A 16,239-nucleotide genomic window follows, 5' to 3' on the forward strand; every position below is an offset into this window, starting at 1 on the left:
CATATGCCTAGTACTTCAAGAGCCGGATCGACCGTATCACCCTTGATCGAACCAAGTAATTCGAGGGAAGCCACGTTAGATTATCTATTGAATTACATCAACTCTGATCGACAGAAATTTCGACTAGAACTGGAACAGTCGGGCACTTTACTTTTCCGGAACTTCCAGATAAATACCGTCGAGCAGTTTGACCGATTCACGCAGACGGTGCTTTCATCCCGAGTGCGGTATCGCGGAGGGGACGCACGCCGGACGTTGACCACTGATTACGTTTACACATCCAACGACACTTCAGGAGAAAAATACATTTCCGTACACAACGAAATGGGATACTCCCGCGCGCACCCTGAGATTTTAATTTTCTATTGCAAGAAAGCCGACATGATCGGCGGTGAAACTTTGTTGACAGACGGGCGGAAAATAGCAGAACGGCTCTCACCCGCAGCAGCACTTGCCTTCGCGCTGACCGAAGTGACATACATTCAAAACCTACCAGCTCAATCAAACGGTGCGCCCGAATGGCCAAAGACATGGGCACAAACCTTTGAGAGTAACAACCCAGATGAGGTGAGCCGATTGCTTGATAAGCGCGGCGCGCGATTCTGGTGGACACCAGAGATGAGTCTACACATAGAGGAGACTTTACCCAGCGTGGTCGCTGGAGCTTACACGGGTGTTAACGCACTATTTTGCCAAGCGGATCGTTGGCACGCCTCGCAGCATGACGATGGAACCAGGCAAGAGATTTTGGCAATCAATGGGTCGGATCGCTACCACCATTGCATCTTTGCGAACGGTAAAGAAATGAATCCAGATCATCTCCGAGAGCTAGGCAAGATAAAGAAAGAGCTGGCAATCGGCCACCAATGGCAATCGGGTGATGTGTTGCTCATTGATAATTCGATGACTTTACACGGGCGAACACCATACCGGGGTCTGCGCGAGCTTTTTGTTGCAATGGGTAAGTTCTGATGCGGGCGTTCGCCGACCTAATACGTGCCAGACAGAGTGAGTTGTGGTCTGCAATTACTCAGAGTGGACACCCGCAAGTGTGCGAACACGAACTTCGAACGCGTTTTGATGATTTTGCTCATTGGAAATGCTGCCCACAATGGCATCGAAAACTGAGCCACAAACTTAACGCCAAGGAATTTGCTGCAAAGTGCGGCGTACGCGTCGCCAATTTGTATTGGTACGGGACAGACCCCGCCGCAATCCCGTTCGACACGTTGCCAACCTCCTACGTCATTAAACTTTCTAACGGTGCCAATTCGGAACAAGTCATACCTGTACGCAACGGCACCTTTGATGTGCTTAAGGAGCGCCATATTTCGCACACAACTATTGAGCAAACATTAAACGAAATGCGCGGAGTAGTTGCAGATCCAAATGCGGGAATAATAGTAGAGGAATTCATTGGCTCTGCGGAAGAAGGGCTTCCACACGACTATAAGTTTTTCTGTTTTCACGGCGTCGCAAAAGTATTGTACGTTTGTGATCGGCATCGCAATACGTTAACCTGGTACGACCGTGATTGGAATTTGATCCGGGACCCAATGCATACAATGCGAAATTTCGGCCCAACTGAGGAACGACCGATTAATCTTGAAGCCATGCTTGAAACTGCAGAGTTGCTGGCACGATCCTATGAGTTTCCGTTTGTTCGGATTGACATTTATTGCCCGCAAGATGTTGGGCCTACGTTTGGTGAATTTACCCACACACCTTTTGGAGACAGTCTCGATTTTTTTACGCCGTTCGCGAATAAATGGCTCGGGCAATTCTGGGAACGGTCGGGCATCTAATTGAATCGATTTATAGACGCCGAGCAATGTTGATTTGCGGCATAAATTCCACCGTTTAAAAAATAAAATATTCTGTTGAGACAAGGCGCACATAGCGTCGACCCGTCCTTATAAGACATGCTCCTACGCTATGAATTGCGTCAACCAATTCGATAAAAATTCCACGCTGCAACACACTATTTTCCCTAGTAGCAATTCAAAATAGTGCCTTAAAAAAACATCGAAAGTTAATGGGCCTGATGCCTATTTATGTCCGGTTGCAACAGCACCACACACACCCCAAAAAAGCCTAGGGCGCTTAGTTTTTATTATGGTAGATTCGTGATTGCATCAAATTTTTTCGGAGTTGAATTAACATAAAGGAGTAATGGAAATGGGCACACACCTACACAATCCAGACCAGTTTGTAGACTATGCAGATATAGCCTCAATGTTAAGCACTTTAAAGAGCGAGGTAAATTTTCTTGCACAAATGAATGGATTCAATGAAAGAGAATTACATGCAGCGGCCGTTCTACATTCATTAACACAAGGGCACGACCCAGTATCCACTGATAAGCTTATAGAATTATTGAATGCTATTAAGGCTCACAAAAAACCTTTCAACTAACTACATGTCACACAGCTGCTTCATTGCAACAGAGCAAAGGTTGGTATCCTGCCAGCCGCAACTACCTACGTGGTTCCGGCTGACTGAGCACTATCAATCTGGGCTTTAGTTTGAGTACCGCAGCTCGAATCCCTGATCATATATTGGTCTTCAACGGGTGGGATGGCTACTTAGCGCAACATCTCTATCCAACTGCCGTAGTGTCCACATTGAAATTTGTAGATGGATGTATTTCTTTTGATCCAATAGAGATCGAGAAATGCACATTACTGTTAATTCATTTTGACATCAGCTACTTGGGAGGACTCCTTAATGAATTCCAAGGACTGTTTGATGCGATAAGATCCAATGGCGGTGTCATCTGGAATTCGGGGATATTGGATATTCGAAAATCGGCCGTGCAGAAGCATGCTCAAAAGATTGGATTGCCAACGCTCAGGGCGAGTCCCGAAATAAATCAAGACACTTTCCTTCTCTTAAAGACGGAACTTAATGCACGTGGCTGTCCAGAGGAACGTTTGCCGTGCGACGTACTTTGTAAATTGGGACTTCCCACTTTGTCTAAAACAGCTTGTATTTCTGAATATCCCTACTTACGCGCGGGTGATCTTTCCGCAGAAATCTGGGAAGATAAAAATCTGCATATTGAACGTTTTATTCATCGTTCAGATGGCATATTTTTTCGCGTATTTTTTTCTGGTCAACACTGCATTTTATGTGAAGGCCAATCGAATGCGGTAATAAAACGCATGGAAAGCGCAAGTGGCAGGAACGATTCGTTGCTTACACGGGATCAGTCCAGCGACGCTCTAGTATGCCTGTTGCTTGGATCACTAAAGGCCAACGTATTCGCCGCAGCAGTGACCTTTTCTAATGCTATTGAGCTGGATTTTGGCGCAGTTGACTTAGTTGTTGATGACGACGATGTCGTATACGTGGTGGACGTGAACTTAACGCCGTACTGGGGGCAACAAAAAATGCTTCCGACATATCTCAAACACTTTACTGGTAGTCTTTACCAACCAGCCAGTCTAGAGTAATTCAGACGCTACAAGCAGAGTTAAACCACTTGATTTCTATTTATAGATATCAGTTAGTTTGACTTAGATGCTATTTCTGTTTTTTCAAAATAAGCATTCGCTGCCCAACCGATTACTTCGGTAATAGACGCCGCCGTACTGGCATTAATGATGTTGCCCGCAACGGGAATCCATCCCACCAAAAATTGACTAGCGGTGCGCCCCACCAGCGTTGCAGTAAAAGTAAGGAGTAAATCTGCTGCAAGACCTTTACTAACCGACGCGCCATGTTCAGCGGCAATGGATACAATCATTGCCGTTTGAAGAGGCACTATCGCAGCAGAATCTGAACCTGGGACCTGGGCAAGCCCAGCGCCGATTCCAGCACAGGCTACGGCACAGGTATGAATAACTCCATGTATTTTTTTACTACGCGTAATTAGCATGATGCCCTCCCCCTTCATTATCAATTTACCGTTGCCCTCGGAAGATAGGCAGAGATAGGCTGATTATATCTGGCTTTAAAAATTTGACCTGCACTGCCGGTGTGAAAAATGTACTGGATAAAATATCCGCCATAGATAGGCAGACTCAACCAGTCATTGCAAATAAACCGCTGATTGTTGGATTCTGTTGGATTTTTACGCCGATTGTGCAAAACTAGATTGCGATTAAATGGTGAATTAACATAATTGCCGAATTCACTGCCGACTGAAGACTAAGGAGCGAATTAATGAAGCTTAAAACCAACCTGATCACTATTTTTGCTACCGCATTAATAACCCATTACGTTGTCGCAGCGGCTCAACCCAATACAGTATGGGTACCGATACAATCGCACACGCCCGACGTGTCAATGGCGAAGCCCGGTGCAGTGATGAATGCTGATGAAGCATTGCATATTACGGTTTCCCTGCAAGTTCGGGACAAGGCTGGCCTGGATGCATTAACGTCAGGTGTCACCGCCGGGGCTTCACCCGCCCCGCTGACGAGTGCACAATTTCAAAGCAAATACGCTCCTGCCGATGATGCGGTAAGCGCCGTTGTAGCTTATCTCAGTAAAAACGGTTTCAGTAACATCACTGTCGCCTCCAACCACTTGCTCATCACTGCTAACGGCAATGTCGGCGCAGCAAAATCTGCCTTCCATGTCAACATGCAGCATTTTTCCGTGGGTGGCAGAGACGCCTATGCGAATGTAAATGACCCCGTTGTACCGAAGGAGCTCGGTACTATTGTGCTAGCAGTGCAGGGGCTGCAAAATGTGCATATGCCACATACGATGCTGAAGGCGAAAGAGTAGCGAGATTCTTTTGCGCAGACGAAGAAGTTGTCGCTGCGCTGTTCCTCCCGCCACCTCATTTTTTCAGTGTGTGCACGATTTAACTCAAAGGGCCATCGGCGCAAATAGCTGCCACTTGTTCGGCGAGTGGTGCATCTTCCGTATTGAAATGCATCTCCCAAATTTGGTCACGATAGCCAGTAATAGTTCGCTCGACATGTTTCAACGCAAAGAACAACGGCGACAAACGTACGATGGCGGCGACATCCATATTCCAGCAAAAACGCCGATACGCTTCTTCGGCGGGAATCGGAAATGGTGAATAGTGCACGTCGACGAACCAACGCATATAGGCAATGGTCTCGTTTAGAACGGTGTCGTGCTTGTAGCTGCCTTGTGCCATATGCCCGTATACTTTATCGAAAAGATTTTCAATAAATACGGCGTAGTATTCAGCCAGACGAACCTCCTCGTGCTCACCTTCCGGACACCACTCCAAATTCCCACAAGCGCCAATCAAGAGGTGGGCTAAGTCATGGGTAGGAACTGTGTTGGTTACCCCGGCGTTTGCAAATATTTTACCGGCGCCATAGAACACTTGAAAATCCGGCTCCCAGCGCATGCCGAATTCAGTGATGGGCATTTGCCGATCTAAGATAGTCCGTATTTCTGTCGATAGCTCAGACGAATAGCGCTCACCCGGCGCAACGGCGGGGCCGATTTTCTGCTTCTGATGTTTGGTAGCGGTGTTGCCGATTGCATGCATCACGTCCGAAAAGGCGAGTTGGCAATCTTTGATCAAGAGCGCGGCTTGCTGCCTTTTGGAAAACACGGGGGAAATTTTTTTGGTCTGGTTCTTATAGCCATAATTCGGGATCGTCACTTGGTTGACCAGGTCGCGGCTCAAATCCATGGTTGGCATACTCTGATCAGGCATGAACGCGGCTGTGGTTGCAGTGGCGAAGTTACATAACGCAGCAGGCGCTCTCAAGCGATATTGCACATCGTATTTTCCATACATGTTCTGCACCATAGAATCGGCATTGCTTTGTAACTGTGACTCATTTTTCATTCTAGTCTCCGTATTAGTTCAAGAATTATTTTCAATGCATTTTTTAAATTTCAATATTCACGTAGCCACATGACGGTTGTATTTCCAGAGCTCTTGCGATAAATCAATGCTTGCATGTTCAGACTAGCGCGATCCCACTGCACCTTGTTAAACACCATGAAAAAGCTGGTCGATACGGCTATATCGAATTTACCTGAAGGCACATCAACTTGCGCGCGGCTCTGAAAATCATTGGTGGTGATGAAATAGGCGTGACTACGGCTCGCTATCATTGCGGTGGCCTTTTCCATGGAAAGGTTCGCCTTCGCTGCCAGCACTTCCACACCGGCAGTATTGACGTTGACCGGAGTTGGACGTGGCAGAATTACGACATAGTTTTTTAGTTTATCGATCACTGCTACCGTATAGCCGGGGATAGTAATTAAGTCTTCGGTGTGAATAAACAACGCAGGTTGCTCTGTACTACCAGCGCTCGGGGCACTTGGAGTCGAGGCTGGAGTTGAGTCGGGTGTATTGGCAGGAGGCGATGGTGCTGTTGTTGGCGCTTGTGTTGCCCCAATCGCCTTAGCCGTAGCTTCCGCTAGATTAGGATTGATGCTGAGAAAACCCAGCAAGCGTTTAAAAACAGCTATCTCTTGTGGGTCAACGACGCCACCCACCGCCAGATTATTGAGGTTGTAATAGGACTGCGCGTCAATCACCTTACCTGATAAGGTGCCGCCGCTTGCACCTGAATTACCGGAGTCACTGCCGTCTTTTTCAATGTAGTCATCAAGAGGTGTTTCCGGCAATGGTGTTGCCCACACTTCACCAAGTTGATCAACTGCCGTTGTGCGCGCATCTTCGCGCAAGATAATGCGGGTCCAATCAAGTGCTGCGCGCTGTACCCATTGTGTTTGTGATTGCAAACGTTGGTTTTCCACCGCACGAACCTGAACTTGCTGCTGCCAAAAAACACTGGCAACAATCGTCACGGCCAAGGCAGTCAACAATAGCGCGGTGACGATGGCGACGCCGCGTTGTCTACAAGTCGACGTTGGCCGGTTCGATGCCTTCAACGTCGACTTTTTTGTTATAGCGGCCTGCATCAGTTTGTCCCCATCAGTAATGCTTTGACGATGGCAGTTTGATGCCCGGAAATTTTCATTTCTACTTCCAGCGCACTCGGCATGGGCCCTGACAAATCGGTCAGCATAGCCGGTATCCATCCGTCGTCCTGCCAAACCCGCATTGTCATCGACGCCATATTTGACTGCAAAGTCACTGCCGCGCCATGATCGGCGTTTTGCAACGCGTCGTTCCACATTTGATCGAGTACACCCATGTCACGCGTTGGGGGCGATTCGCTGCGCGTTAAATTGCCATTCGCAATCCGATACGTCACTACCTCGAACCACATGGGTTGATTATCAACTTCGACGGTACGCCGAAGCGTCAATTGACCATCGGTTGCCTGCAATGCCTGCCGGCCGCTGAGTGCATCAATGCTGGCGGTTTGCGCACAGTCTCTTTGCAGCTGTGCAAATGTCAGTTGCATTCTGCGGGTGAATTCCATGTCGGCGGAAATGGCAACCCGTGCTCGCACGATGCCATCCAGGCCGCGCCACCCTATTACTGCGATCACCGCAAGAATGGAAATGGCGACCAATAGCTCTACTAAGGTAAATCCCTTTTTGAGATGGCGGAATGGTTTCAATTTATAAACCATTGGACACCAACTGCACTAAATGTGCGACACGTCGCTGGGTATCTTGCGCGTCATAAACGTTGATTTCAACGCGCCGAAAATTTGGATTATTGGACGCCGTCACGCTTTGTTCGCACACCAGTTGCATATCGTCTTGCGGACAGTTGATCGATTGCTTTCCTACATCTGGCCAGACCTTGGAGAGGCGAAGATTGACCAAGGTATTTTCAGCCGACCAAGAACCCATCGTCGACGCATGTAGCGCACCGCTGTTGCGTGTCAGGTTACTGACCGCACGCAAACTGGCGCTGAGAGCAGTGCCGACAATAACCAAGGCGACGAGAACTTCCAGCAAGGTGAATCCTGACGCTTTGTACCTTTTGTACGTTTGGGGATATCGTTGTTGTTCCAAATCACCAGTCCTAAAAATGACCATTAGTATTTACTAATCTATCGGCCTCACACGAATAGCAGCCGTAAGAGAAGAGTAAATCACATGAGATAAAAGCTCAAAATCCCCCGCTCCAATTGGAGAGGGGGACGTCCTTCTTACTACTTACTAACTAAAGCCAATTACTTGAACGTAGCTGTCAGCGTTACACCGCTGAAAGCTTGATACGCTTCAACAAACACGTAATACGTTCCGGCTGCAGGATTGCGATATGTGACGCTATCGTTGTCGCCGTAGTTGTCGGAGTATTTATCGAAGTTATTTAATGTAGGTTTGTAATTTTTACCTACATAAATATCATCATCACCAACAGTGCCCGTGGTCTTGATGACCAAGCTGCTCTTACCAGCCGGAACCACGATGGAGTAATACAAACCACTACCTTCAGTTGCTTCAGCCAAACCAGTCACTGGCACGCCACTGCTCAACACGTTGCCTGGTGGTGGTGGTGGTGTACCGCCCATCACTGACGCAAAATTCGCCATATTCAAGCTACCGTAGCCACTTGCATAATCCCAACCAGCTGCAGCTGAATAACCGCCGTTGCTGCCGGAGACAATGTCATGGAACATGGTTGGATTAGCTGCCGCCAGTTGATACATTTTGGCAGCTGGGAAAGCCAACGCGTTAGCATTCATCGATTGAACACGCGCCCAGAATCCAGCAAACAATGGTGCTGCAAGGCTAGTGCCACCGATCTGTGTTTGCTGGCCGTTGATGAGCACCATTGCGCCAGTGTTAGGATCTGCATCAAGAGCAATGTCAGGTACGCCACGTTTGGTTGCGCCTTTAAGCACGCCTGCCGAAATTTGCCAACTTGGTGCTGTTTCATCCAGGCTTGGTCCGCCGCCTGCACCGCCGTTTGCACTTTGCTGGCAGCTTGATGCGCTAGTACATGCCCACACTGTTTCACTTGCCCATGTAGTTGTGCCGGTTGTATTGACGGATGAACCGCCAACTGCGATCACATATGGGGAGGACGCTGGATAGCTCTGAGCAGTACTGGAACCACCGCATTCATAAGCGCCGGAGTCACCGGAAGAGATAGAGAATGTCTGACCTTGAGCAACAGCACTCTGGAATATCAGGTCATTACTGGCCATAGTACCCGCAGATTGCGCATCACTTTCGCATTCGCCAAGAGAAACGTTAATGGCTTTTGCAGTGTTATCGCTAACTACCCGGTTATAGGCAGTTGTCAGATCGGCGTCACTCAATGTGCTAGCCGTATACAGAATCATCTGTTTGATAGTACCGCCTGCGGCAGCCAGAGAATCCTGCGTATCCATATTCCATTCGTCTTCGCCTGATGTAGAAGAACTAGCGGAGCCGAGTGTCACAACACTCACGTTAGGTTGTGGATAACCGGAATTTGTCGCAAAGGTTTTCAAGTCAGCCAGCGTTGGTGACATATTGCCTGACGTGATAATACCGATGGTCGCGTTAGTCGCACTTGGCAAACTGCTTGCGTTATAGATTAACGGGAAATCAGTCGGATTATGACCAACAGCTGTCAATGTATGAACGCTATTCGGTTTTGCCTTCACCAACATTGTGTGAGCCATTTGCACGTCTTGCAGACCATGTACTGCCAAAATGGTGTCGCTCAATGATTGAGGAATGAATACATCACCGGTATTAGCATGTGCTGTACGGCCATTGACGTTATAAACATGCATTTCGGTATTGAACGCTGTTTTTACAGAAGCAGCCGTACCATCCGCACTGACCAGCATGTTATTTGGTTCTACCTTGATATTTCTAAAGCCGCTCCGAGTCAAGTAAGCGACCACAGACTGCACTTGTGCAGCGCTAGGTGCATGACGACTCATGAACTCTGCGCTTGACAACGTTTGAGTAGTGCGACCTGCCAGAATATTGGCCGTTAGCTCATCAAGTTGTGCTTTGTTGCGCACTTTGAGCGCTACCACAATATGTGTCGGCGCGCCGACTTGCATTGCTGCAACATGAACTGCTGAAGGCACCAATTGGCTCGATTTAGTTGCCGTCGGTGCCCATGGTTCGGCATGGGCTGCAACTCCCATTGATGCCAACACCATTGCTGCAAGAGGCAGCATTTTAAAATTACTTCTGAATTTCATTATTTCTCTCCGTGGTGATAAAAGACAAGATAATTCACAAGATAAATTCATGTGAGGATAGTCACAAGAACGCTTTCGCCTACACTGCCGCCGCGCAGGAAGTTACTCTTGCGTCGACGCAACAACTCCCCTGCCAGCGTCTCTAGAAAACGCGACAAACAAATTGTTGATCACAATCCAGACGATCGTGTAGATCGTCTACATTGAAACTCTATTCGGGGGGGGGAAAGTACTTTAAGTAAGAATTCGATGCAGCCGTGAATTCGCACTTGCGAATGACGGTTGCTGCGACTCATACTGAGCCGATGTCGAAAAAAATGAAGGTGTAATAAAAGATGATGATGCTGTAAACCGGAACCGGTACGACAAGCGATTTAAACGAAATTTCATGCAGGCTCTCCGTGTGGAAATCTCTATATATGGGAAATCTCTCTCTTATATGCCGTCGTTTGAGTTCTTGACTCATGCAGCATTTTTTCAATCAAATTTATTGTCAGTGCATTTAATTGATGTTGCAATTTATGACGCGTCAGAAATATATTCAACCAGTAATTTGTTACAAAATGTTGAGCTTTGATACTGCACAATTGCTCTAGAAAAACTTAATTTCCACAAGACAATACGTCATTACTGCTTGACGATAAAGTTTCACAAATGCACTCATTAATTTATGCAGATCGACTATTTTTAGGAAGAATTATTTCTCTTCGGCATTGTTTAGAATTCACATTCTAATTTGAATTTAGTGTGTGATTTTTGGCCTATTAATGTGAATTATTTATCGCAAATACGAACGCAATAATAGAAGCGCGATTACAACTCCGGCATCAAAAATTTTGGCATGAGTAAGCGGTTCGGCTCGGAGCAACGGGCGAATAAATATCGATCTCAAAAGCCCAAAAAAATGGTTAACTCTATCGAAGGGATTCGATATATTCTATGTTTTCGCTTAACTGACCAACCCTATCGGAGCGCCGCCTGATGCACGACGAGCAATCTAAGTTACCGAATATTCCATCGATAAAAACCTCCGACAATTTATTGGCGAGTGAGCCAACCACGCAGGAGATCGATGCGCTGGTTGTACTGTTCACCCAACGCCGTTATGCAGAAGCGGAAACGACGGCAATTGCCTTGATCGCACGCTTTCCAAAGCACGGTTTTGCCTGGAAGGCGCTAGGAACAGTGCATAGGCGCCAAGGCCGTAAAGACGAAGCGGTAGCGGCGCTTAAAAATGCGGCGGAATTAATGCCGGAAGATGCAGAAGCACATAACAATTTGGGTAATGCGTTACGTGAACAAGGCCGATCGATCGATGCAGAAACCCTTTATCGGCACGCACTTGAACTCCGGCCCACCTATGTCGAAGCACATTACAATTTGGGTTGCGTCCTCAAGGATCAGAAACGTGTTGAGGAAGCAGAAACCCAATATCGACGGGCGCTTGAATTAAATCCAGACTATGTGCCGGCGCATAATAATTTGGGCAACGTCTTGAAAGAACAAGGTCGTTTGGAAGAGGCTTGCGCATCGCTCGAAACGGCGATTACCATCAAGCCAAATTTTATCGAATCGCATTACAGTTTGTCGTCATTGAAGACATATCATGAAAACGATCCGCATCAGGATATGCTCGAAGCGTTGCTTGGCGAGGTCAAAGCTATGCCCGTAGAAGCGCGCATTCGTTACTGGTTTGCGTTAGGGAAAATGCGCGAAGATGTGGGACTCTACGATGCGTCATTCGCCGCCTACCAAGAAGCGAATCGATTGCAGCATGCCTTGCTACCTTTTGATGAAACGGCTGACGAAGCTGCGCATAAGCGCATGATGGACGTGTTTTCCAAGGAGTTCCTTGCACAACGTGCGCGCCCAATTGATATCGGCAAAGCTCCGATATTCATCGTCGGCATGCCGCGTTCGGGCACATCTTTGCTTGAACAAATCCTGTCTAGCTACCCCGGAGTCTTCGGAGCAGGAGAATTATCTGACATGAGTGAGGTCATCACGGCGGCGTTACCCGATGCAGCTTTCGAGCGTTTTCCCGATGTGGTACCGGATTTTTCAGCCGACGATTTCAAACGCTTAGGCGAACACTATTCCGAGCGCGTTGCGCGGCTGGCACCAACCGCTACACATATTACAGATAAGATGCCCGCCAATTACTATTACGTGGGCATGATTTATCTGATGTTTCCGAACGCGAAAATTATTCACGCGATGCGCGAGCCGATGGATTCTTGTTTCTCGTGCTACTCGCGCTTATTCAATATGAAGAACCTCGCATTCAGCTATGACCAGGGTACGCTGGGCCGTAGCTACGTGCGTTATATCAAGTTAATGCGGCATTGGCATGAAGTACTGCCGCCTGGGACAATCCTCGATTTGCGCTACGAAGACATGGTGGCCGACACAGAAGGTCAAGCGCGCCGCTTGTTGGACTATATTGGCTTGCCGTGGAACGACCAATGTTTGGCGTTTCATGAAAATAAGCGACGGGTTAAGACTGCCAGCGCCGCGCAGGTACGTAAGCCGATTTATAAAACTTCGCTGGCACGCTGGAAGCGCTATGAAGGCCATCTTGGCGAATTATTTGGGCTCGTGAAAGACTACCGTGATGTTGGTGATTAATTGCCGGAACGAGGTTATGGTAAGCAATGATCGCATCCGTATTCTTGAAGCTTGGATGCCGCAAATTTGCACCAATATGAAGGCAATCGATGGTTGTAAAAGGTAACCTTTTAAGCTAATATGAAACCAATTAACGATGGAAAGGCCTCCCAAAAATGTCGAAAACCATGAAGATATCAGAATCACTTATTGAAATTGCAAAGCCATATGCGGAAGCTCAGCACAGATCCGTCCCAAAGCAAATAGAGCATTGGGCCAGACTTGGCAAGGCGGCCGAGGAAAATCCAGAACTATCAATCGTCTTTATTCAAAATAGCATATTAGCTTTAGCGGAAGAAAAAGCTGGGATGGCAACGCCCTATAGTTTTGGCGAATAATGCTTACAATTCTGGCAGTACCCTCATTTACCAGAATTTCAAAGAAATTACATAAAACGGAAAAATTGGATTTAGAAGTTGCAATGAAAGCTGTGGCAGCTGATCCAACCGTAGGTGAAGAAAAGAAGGGGGATTTATCGGGCATGTTTGTTTATAAGTATTACAGTAACAAACAGCAGGTATTACTCTCTTACCATCTACAACCGAGCAAGTTTAATCCGGAGTCAGTCACATTTCTTAGTATTGGTTCACACGAAAATTTCTACGTAAACCTCAAGCTTATAAAGTAACTATTAGCCGCAAAAAAATCCCGGACTCTGGTACCGGGATTTTTTTATTTCTAGGCAGATCGGAAGAAAAGAACCATAGCATTGGGTTCAGCCGTTTGTGTTTTTTAAAAATCACTCTTCAAGAGATGATTCCGCCGTTTTCCATTACGGATAAGATGCCCACCAATTACTATTACGTGAGCATGATTTGCCTGATGTTTCCAAACGAAAAAATTATTCACGCGATGCGCGAACCGATGGATTCTTGTTTCTCATGCTATTCGCGCTTATTCAATTGAAGAACCTCACATTCAGCTACGACCTGGCTACGCTGGGTCGTAGCCGCCTGAATCAGGAGAAATTTCGCGGCACTAATTTTACGCAATAAATGCAACAACGCGGCAGGTCTAATTTTTTAATATTTTCAAATGCAGGGAAGTTAGGCCTGCTCCCATATCATTGAACTTATCACTGACCGTAATCAAATTACCGGTTGAAGGCTTATGACCGAATTTGTTTTTTGATTATCCAAATTGTCGACAGTAATATTCGTAACGAACCTGCCTAAATCAATATCAAAAATGCTTGACGCAATACACAGCATTAGCTGATACTTCAAACTTCCCTGAGAAAAAGGGGAACAGGCTTGGAAACCTGCCCTACTACAACCGCACGAACGGCGCGAGCCGTTTTTTTTGTGCGCATGCTGTCGCGCCCATTCATTGGGCGGGGGTAGCAGGAGCCTTCGGGCTGCTGGTTGTGGTTGTAGTGCCAGTTTCCAACCTGTTATTTGCCGCCCACCCTCCGTGGTGGGTATCGGTCAAACGAACTGGAAGGAGCGCACCATGCACACGCAACAACGTCCCCCACGTAATACTCACCTCGCCATCGACACAATTGACGCCTATACACAGGCCCGTGACATAGTCAGCGATCTTTCGGCCATTTTTGAAGTACTCGATCATCTTGCTCTGACAGATTTTTCCAATAAACGCATTACACCCATCTTATTCCGAGCAGGATTTGGTCATGCGACTGAACAGCTCAAATTCATTGAAGAAAAAATCTCCGACTCTTATAAGACATTGGATGAACTGAAGACAGATAGCAGCCACACTTCCGCTACCAAATAATTCGTAACATGTAGGGAGCTAATAGCGCAGCGCATTACGCCGCATGTGAATTTCGAATAAACGAATACGTCTACAAGTTATGTATTTAGTTGTTTTACTTTCCCATGCGTCGCAATATGCTGCGCTATTGACGACCTACTTAATACGGGCTACGTGGCTAGAATTTTTGGTGATGTGACGTTGACGAAGGGGGATGTGATTGCTAGCGGTGTTAGTTTGTCGGAGCATCCGCATGAGGGTGTTAAAAAAGGGAATGATACTAGCGAACCACCCAAAAAGAAGTGAAATAAAAACAGTATGGGGAATGTACGTGGCTGCCACCGATTAGCAAGGAACTGGTGACTGCCAATTAGGATGTTGGCGTGATTGAAGTATTGTTTTAAGAGGGATTATTTTTTAGGTTTGTTATTTTATTGTGCTCAAAATGCCCTATTTAGGGCATTGCCAAAAGGCATTTCAATAGATTGGAGTTTGCCAACTAACATTTTGGCAATAAATAATATAAGAGACTATCAATGACTACACATCATTCAAGCGTAACCGGGAAGGAAGTAACTGTAATGAAATCAAAACCGCTGACGATTATTGTAATTGTCGTGGCACTCTTCGCAGGGGCGGCTATGTGGATTTATTTTAGTTGGAATAAAGAGGCGGGCCCCGCATCGACTCAGGTCACCGCTGATCAGAGTAACCCTGAAAAATCAACGGGGCATCAATGGTTTTCAAACATAACGAACACCTCGAAGCCTGATGGGAGCAAAACTAAGCTATCAATATTTAAAGGAGGTGATGGGAAATATGTTGACGTGAATGGAACTACTGTTACTCAATACGTAAATGGGCTTCGTGCCGCTGCCGATAAGGGTGATACGCTCGCTGAATACAATATCTATTCAGCTGAAACCTATTGTACAGGTGTCGTCAAGCGCCAACGGGTATACAACACCCAACCGACTGACACTGAACAAGCATTCTGCAAAGACTTTAATTTCTCACCTAAAGAACGGCTAGACTACCTGAATATGGCTGCGAAGGGCGGTAATAATATGGCTCTCGTGACCTTCGGCACAGAAGCCCCCGAGTGGCTTTCGCAAGACCCCGAATCTGGAGTAAAAGACCCTCGCTATACTGCTTGGACACAACAGGCATTTAACTATAATCAACAGGCCGCACAACAGGGTAGCTCGATTGCTATGTTCATGTTAGGTGATAGCTATGCGAGAGGTTTGGGCGTTCAGCAAAATTATCAACTCGCTGTAACTTATGACTTAGCGTTCAGGGCTCTTTCGTACACAAACAAAGACCTCACCACAATACCACCCAATCCGAACTACGCTGAGCAACTTACCCCTGACGAGATAGCACAGGCTAGATCAGCAGCAGCTGCGCTAATCAAGTCAATCCCTCACTAATTCCGAATACTTTTTAGTAGTAATTAGCTTCCGCAGAGGAGGCAGTAATGTTGCAGTCTTTTTGTTATTTTCACTTTCAACCTAAATGGATATGTTCATGATGAAAAAGAAATTGATATATTTGATGTTTACTATTGTTGCTTTAATGGGATTTACTGCAAGCGCAACTGCTCAAAACGCACCTAATATGTTGAGCCTTTAAGACAGACGAAGTAATGACTAATGATGTCGAGGACAAGTCCTAATACCCTTCGACAAGTTCACTTCTACCGTACCAGAATGCATAAATCCTGAAATTCCACGAATACGAAAGTGATCACCCAGGCCAGGGTGTCACAAAAATGCGGAGGTCGTGGCCTCAATTTTGGCAGTATAAATTTGCCATAGCTGGA

At 46.7% G+C, this 16,239-nt stretch carries 17 protein-coding genes; 11 read left to right on the plus strand and 6 right to left on the minus strand.

Features of this window, described 5'->3' with window-relative positions; all coding sequences use genetic code 11:
- Positions 1-3 precede the first annotated feature (3 nt).
- The 3 genes from S2091_RS04850 (at position 4) to S2091_RS04865 (ending at position 3,455) form a co-directional block, all read left to right on the plus strand.
- A complete protein-coding gene (locus S2091_RS04850; protein WP_105530675.1) occupies positions 4-972 on the plus strand; it encodes a TauD/TfdA family dioxygenase in 969 nt (322 codons plus the stop codon).
- Positions 972-1,805 carry an ATP-grasp fold amidoligase family protein gene (locus S2091_RS04855; protein WP_105530676.1) on the plus strand — a complete coding sequence of 278 codons (834 nt, stop codon included), beginning with the start codon at positions 972-974 and terminating at the stop codon, positions 1,803-1,805. Before S2091_RS04850 ends, S2091_RS04855 begins: the two co-directional genes overlap by 1 nt.
- Positions 1,806-2,525: 720 nt before the next feature.
- Positions 2,526-3,455 carry a hypothetical protein gene (locus tag S2091_RS04865; RefSeq protein WP_105530678.1) on the plus strand — a complete coding sequence of 310 codons (930 nt, stop codon included), beginning with the start codon at positions 2,526-2,528 and terminating at the stop codon, positions 3,453-3,455.
- A gap of 53 nt (positions 3,456-3,508) precedes the next feature.
- Here S2091_RS04865 and S2091_RS04870 read toward each other — a convergent pair whose 3' ends face one another.
- The gene (locus S2091_RS04870; RefSeq protein ID WP_105530679.1) at positions 3,509-3,880 is read right to left on the minus strand and encodes a hypothetical protein; all 372 of its coding nucleotides are present in this window, start codon (positions 3,878-3,880) and stop codon (positions 3,509-3,511) included.
- Between the two features lie 287 nt (positions 3,881-4,167).
- On the opposite strand from S2091_RS04870, the gene S2091_RS04875 reads away from it, so the two are divergent.
- Positions 4,168-4,737: a protease pro-enzyme activation domain-containing protein gene (locus S2091_RS04875; RefSeq protein ID WP_105530680.1), complete on the plus strand. Its 570-nt coding sequence runs from the start codon at positions 4,168-4,170 to the stop codon at positions 4,735-4,737.
- Positions 4,738-4,816: 79 nt separating this feature from the next.
- On the opposite strand, the gene S2091_RS04880 is transcribed toward S2091_RS04875, so the two are convergent.
- From S2091_RS04880 to S2091_RS04900, 5 genes are all read right to left on the minus strand, one after another.
- Positions 4,817-5,788, minus strand: coding sequence for a hypothetical protein (locus tag S2091_RS04880; protein ID WP_105530681.1), 972 nt, complete (start codon positions 5,786-5,788; stop codon positions 4,817-4,819).
- Between the two features lie 50 nt (positions 5,789-5,838).
- Positions 5,839-6,876 carry a type II secretion system minor pseudopilin GspK gene (gene gspK / locus S2091_RS04885; protein ID WP_105530682.1) on the minus strand — a complete coding sequence of 346 codons (1,038 nt, stop codon included), beginning with the start codon at positions 6,874-6,876 and terminating at the stop codon, positions 5,839-5,841.
- Complete coding sequence (locus S2091_RS04890) at positions 6,876-7,496, minus strand: PulJ/GspJ family protein (RefSeq protein ID WP_105530683.1); 621 nt, start codon at positions 7,494-7,496, stop codon at positions 6,876-6,878. Before S2091_RS04890 ends, gspK begins: the two co-directional genes overlap by 1 nt.
- On the minus strand, positions 7,486-7,911 hold the full coding sequence (gene gspI / locus S2091_RS04895) for a type II secretion system minor pseudopilin GspI (protein ID WP_105530684.1): 426 nt from the start codon (positions 7,909-7,911) through the stop codon (positions 7,486-7,488). The genes S2091_RS04890 and gspI overlap by 11 nt, the downstream gene beginning before the upstream one ends.
- A 137-nt stretch (positions 7,912-8,048) precedes the next feature.
- On the minus strand, positions 8,049-10,028 hold the full coding sequence (locus S2091_RS04900) for a protease pro-enzyme activation domain-containing protein (protein ID WP_105530685.1): 1,980 nt from the start codon (positions 10,026-10,028) through the stop codon (positions 8,049-8,051).
- A 981-nt stretch (positions 10,029-11,009) separates the two neighbouring features.
- On the opposite strand from S2091_RS04900, the gene S2091_RS04905 reads away from it, so the two are divergent.
- The 7 genes from S2091_RS04905 to S2091_RS04930 all read left to right on the plus strand — a co-directional run bounded on the left by S2091_RS04905 (position 11,010) and on the right by S2091_RS04930 (position 15,847).
- On the plus strand, positions 11,010-12,656 hold the full coding sequence (locus tag S2091_RS04905; protein WP_105530686.1) for a tetratricopeptide repeat-containing sulfotransferase family protein: 1,647 nt from the start codon (positions 11,010-11,012) through the stop codon (positions 12,654-12,656).
- A 167-nt stretch (positions 12,657-12,823) separates the two neighbouring features.
- On the plus strand, positions 12,824-13,033 hold the full coding sequence (locus S2091_RS04910) for a TA system antitoxin ParD family protein (protein WP_243405315.1): 210 nt from the start codon (positions 12,824-12,826) through the stop codon (positions 13,031-13,033).
- A complete protein-coding gene (locus S2091_RS04915) occupies positions 13,033-13,323 on the plus strand; it encodes a type II toxin-antitoxin system RelE/ParE family toxin (protein WP_207769629.1) in 291 nt (96 codons plus the stop codon). Before S2091_RS04910 ends, S2091_RS04915 begins: the two co-directional genes overlap by 1 nt.
- A gap of 155 nt (positions 13,324-13,478) precedes the next feature.
- Complete coding sequence (locus S2091_RS24755; protein ID WP_165794913.1) at positions 13,479-13,601, plus strand: sulfotransferase; 123 nt, start codon at positions 13,479-13,481, stop codon at positions 13,599-13,601.
- Between the two features lie 546 nt (positions 13,602-14,147).
- On the plus strand, positions 14,148-14,435 hold the full coding sequence (locus S2091_RS04925) for a hypothetical protein (RefSeq protein ID WP_105530690.1): 288 nt from the start codon (positions 14,148-14,150) through the stop codon (positions 14,433-14,435).
- 195 nt (positions 14,436-14,630) lie between these two features.
- Entirely contained in the window at positions 14,631-14,720 is a 90-nt protein-coding gene (locus S2091_RS24760) for a hypothetical protein (protein WP_423828229.1), read from the plus strand.
- A gap of 230 nt (positions 14,721-14,950) precedes the next feature.
- Complete coding sequence (locus S2091_RS04930; protein WP_133166867.1) at positions 14,951-15,847, plus strand: tetratricopeptide repeat protein; 897 nt, start codon at positions 14,951-14,953, stop codon at positions 15,845-15,847.
- The last annotated feature ends 392 nt before the right edge of the window (positions 15,848-16,239 follow it).

Origin of the sequence: Solimicrobium silvestre (assembly GCF_002976435.1) — a bacterium.
GTDB lineage: Bacteria > Pseudomonadota > Gammaproteobacteria > Burkholderiales > Burkholderiaceae_D > Solimicrobium > Solimicrobium silvestre.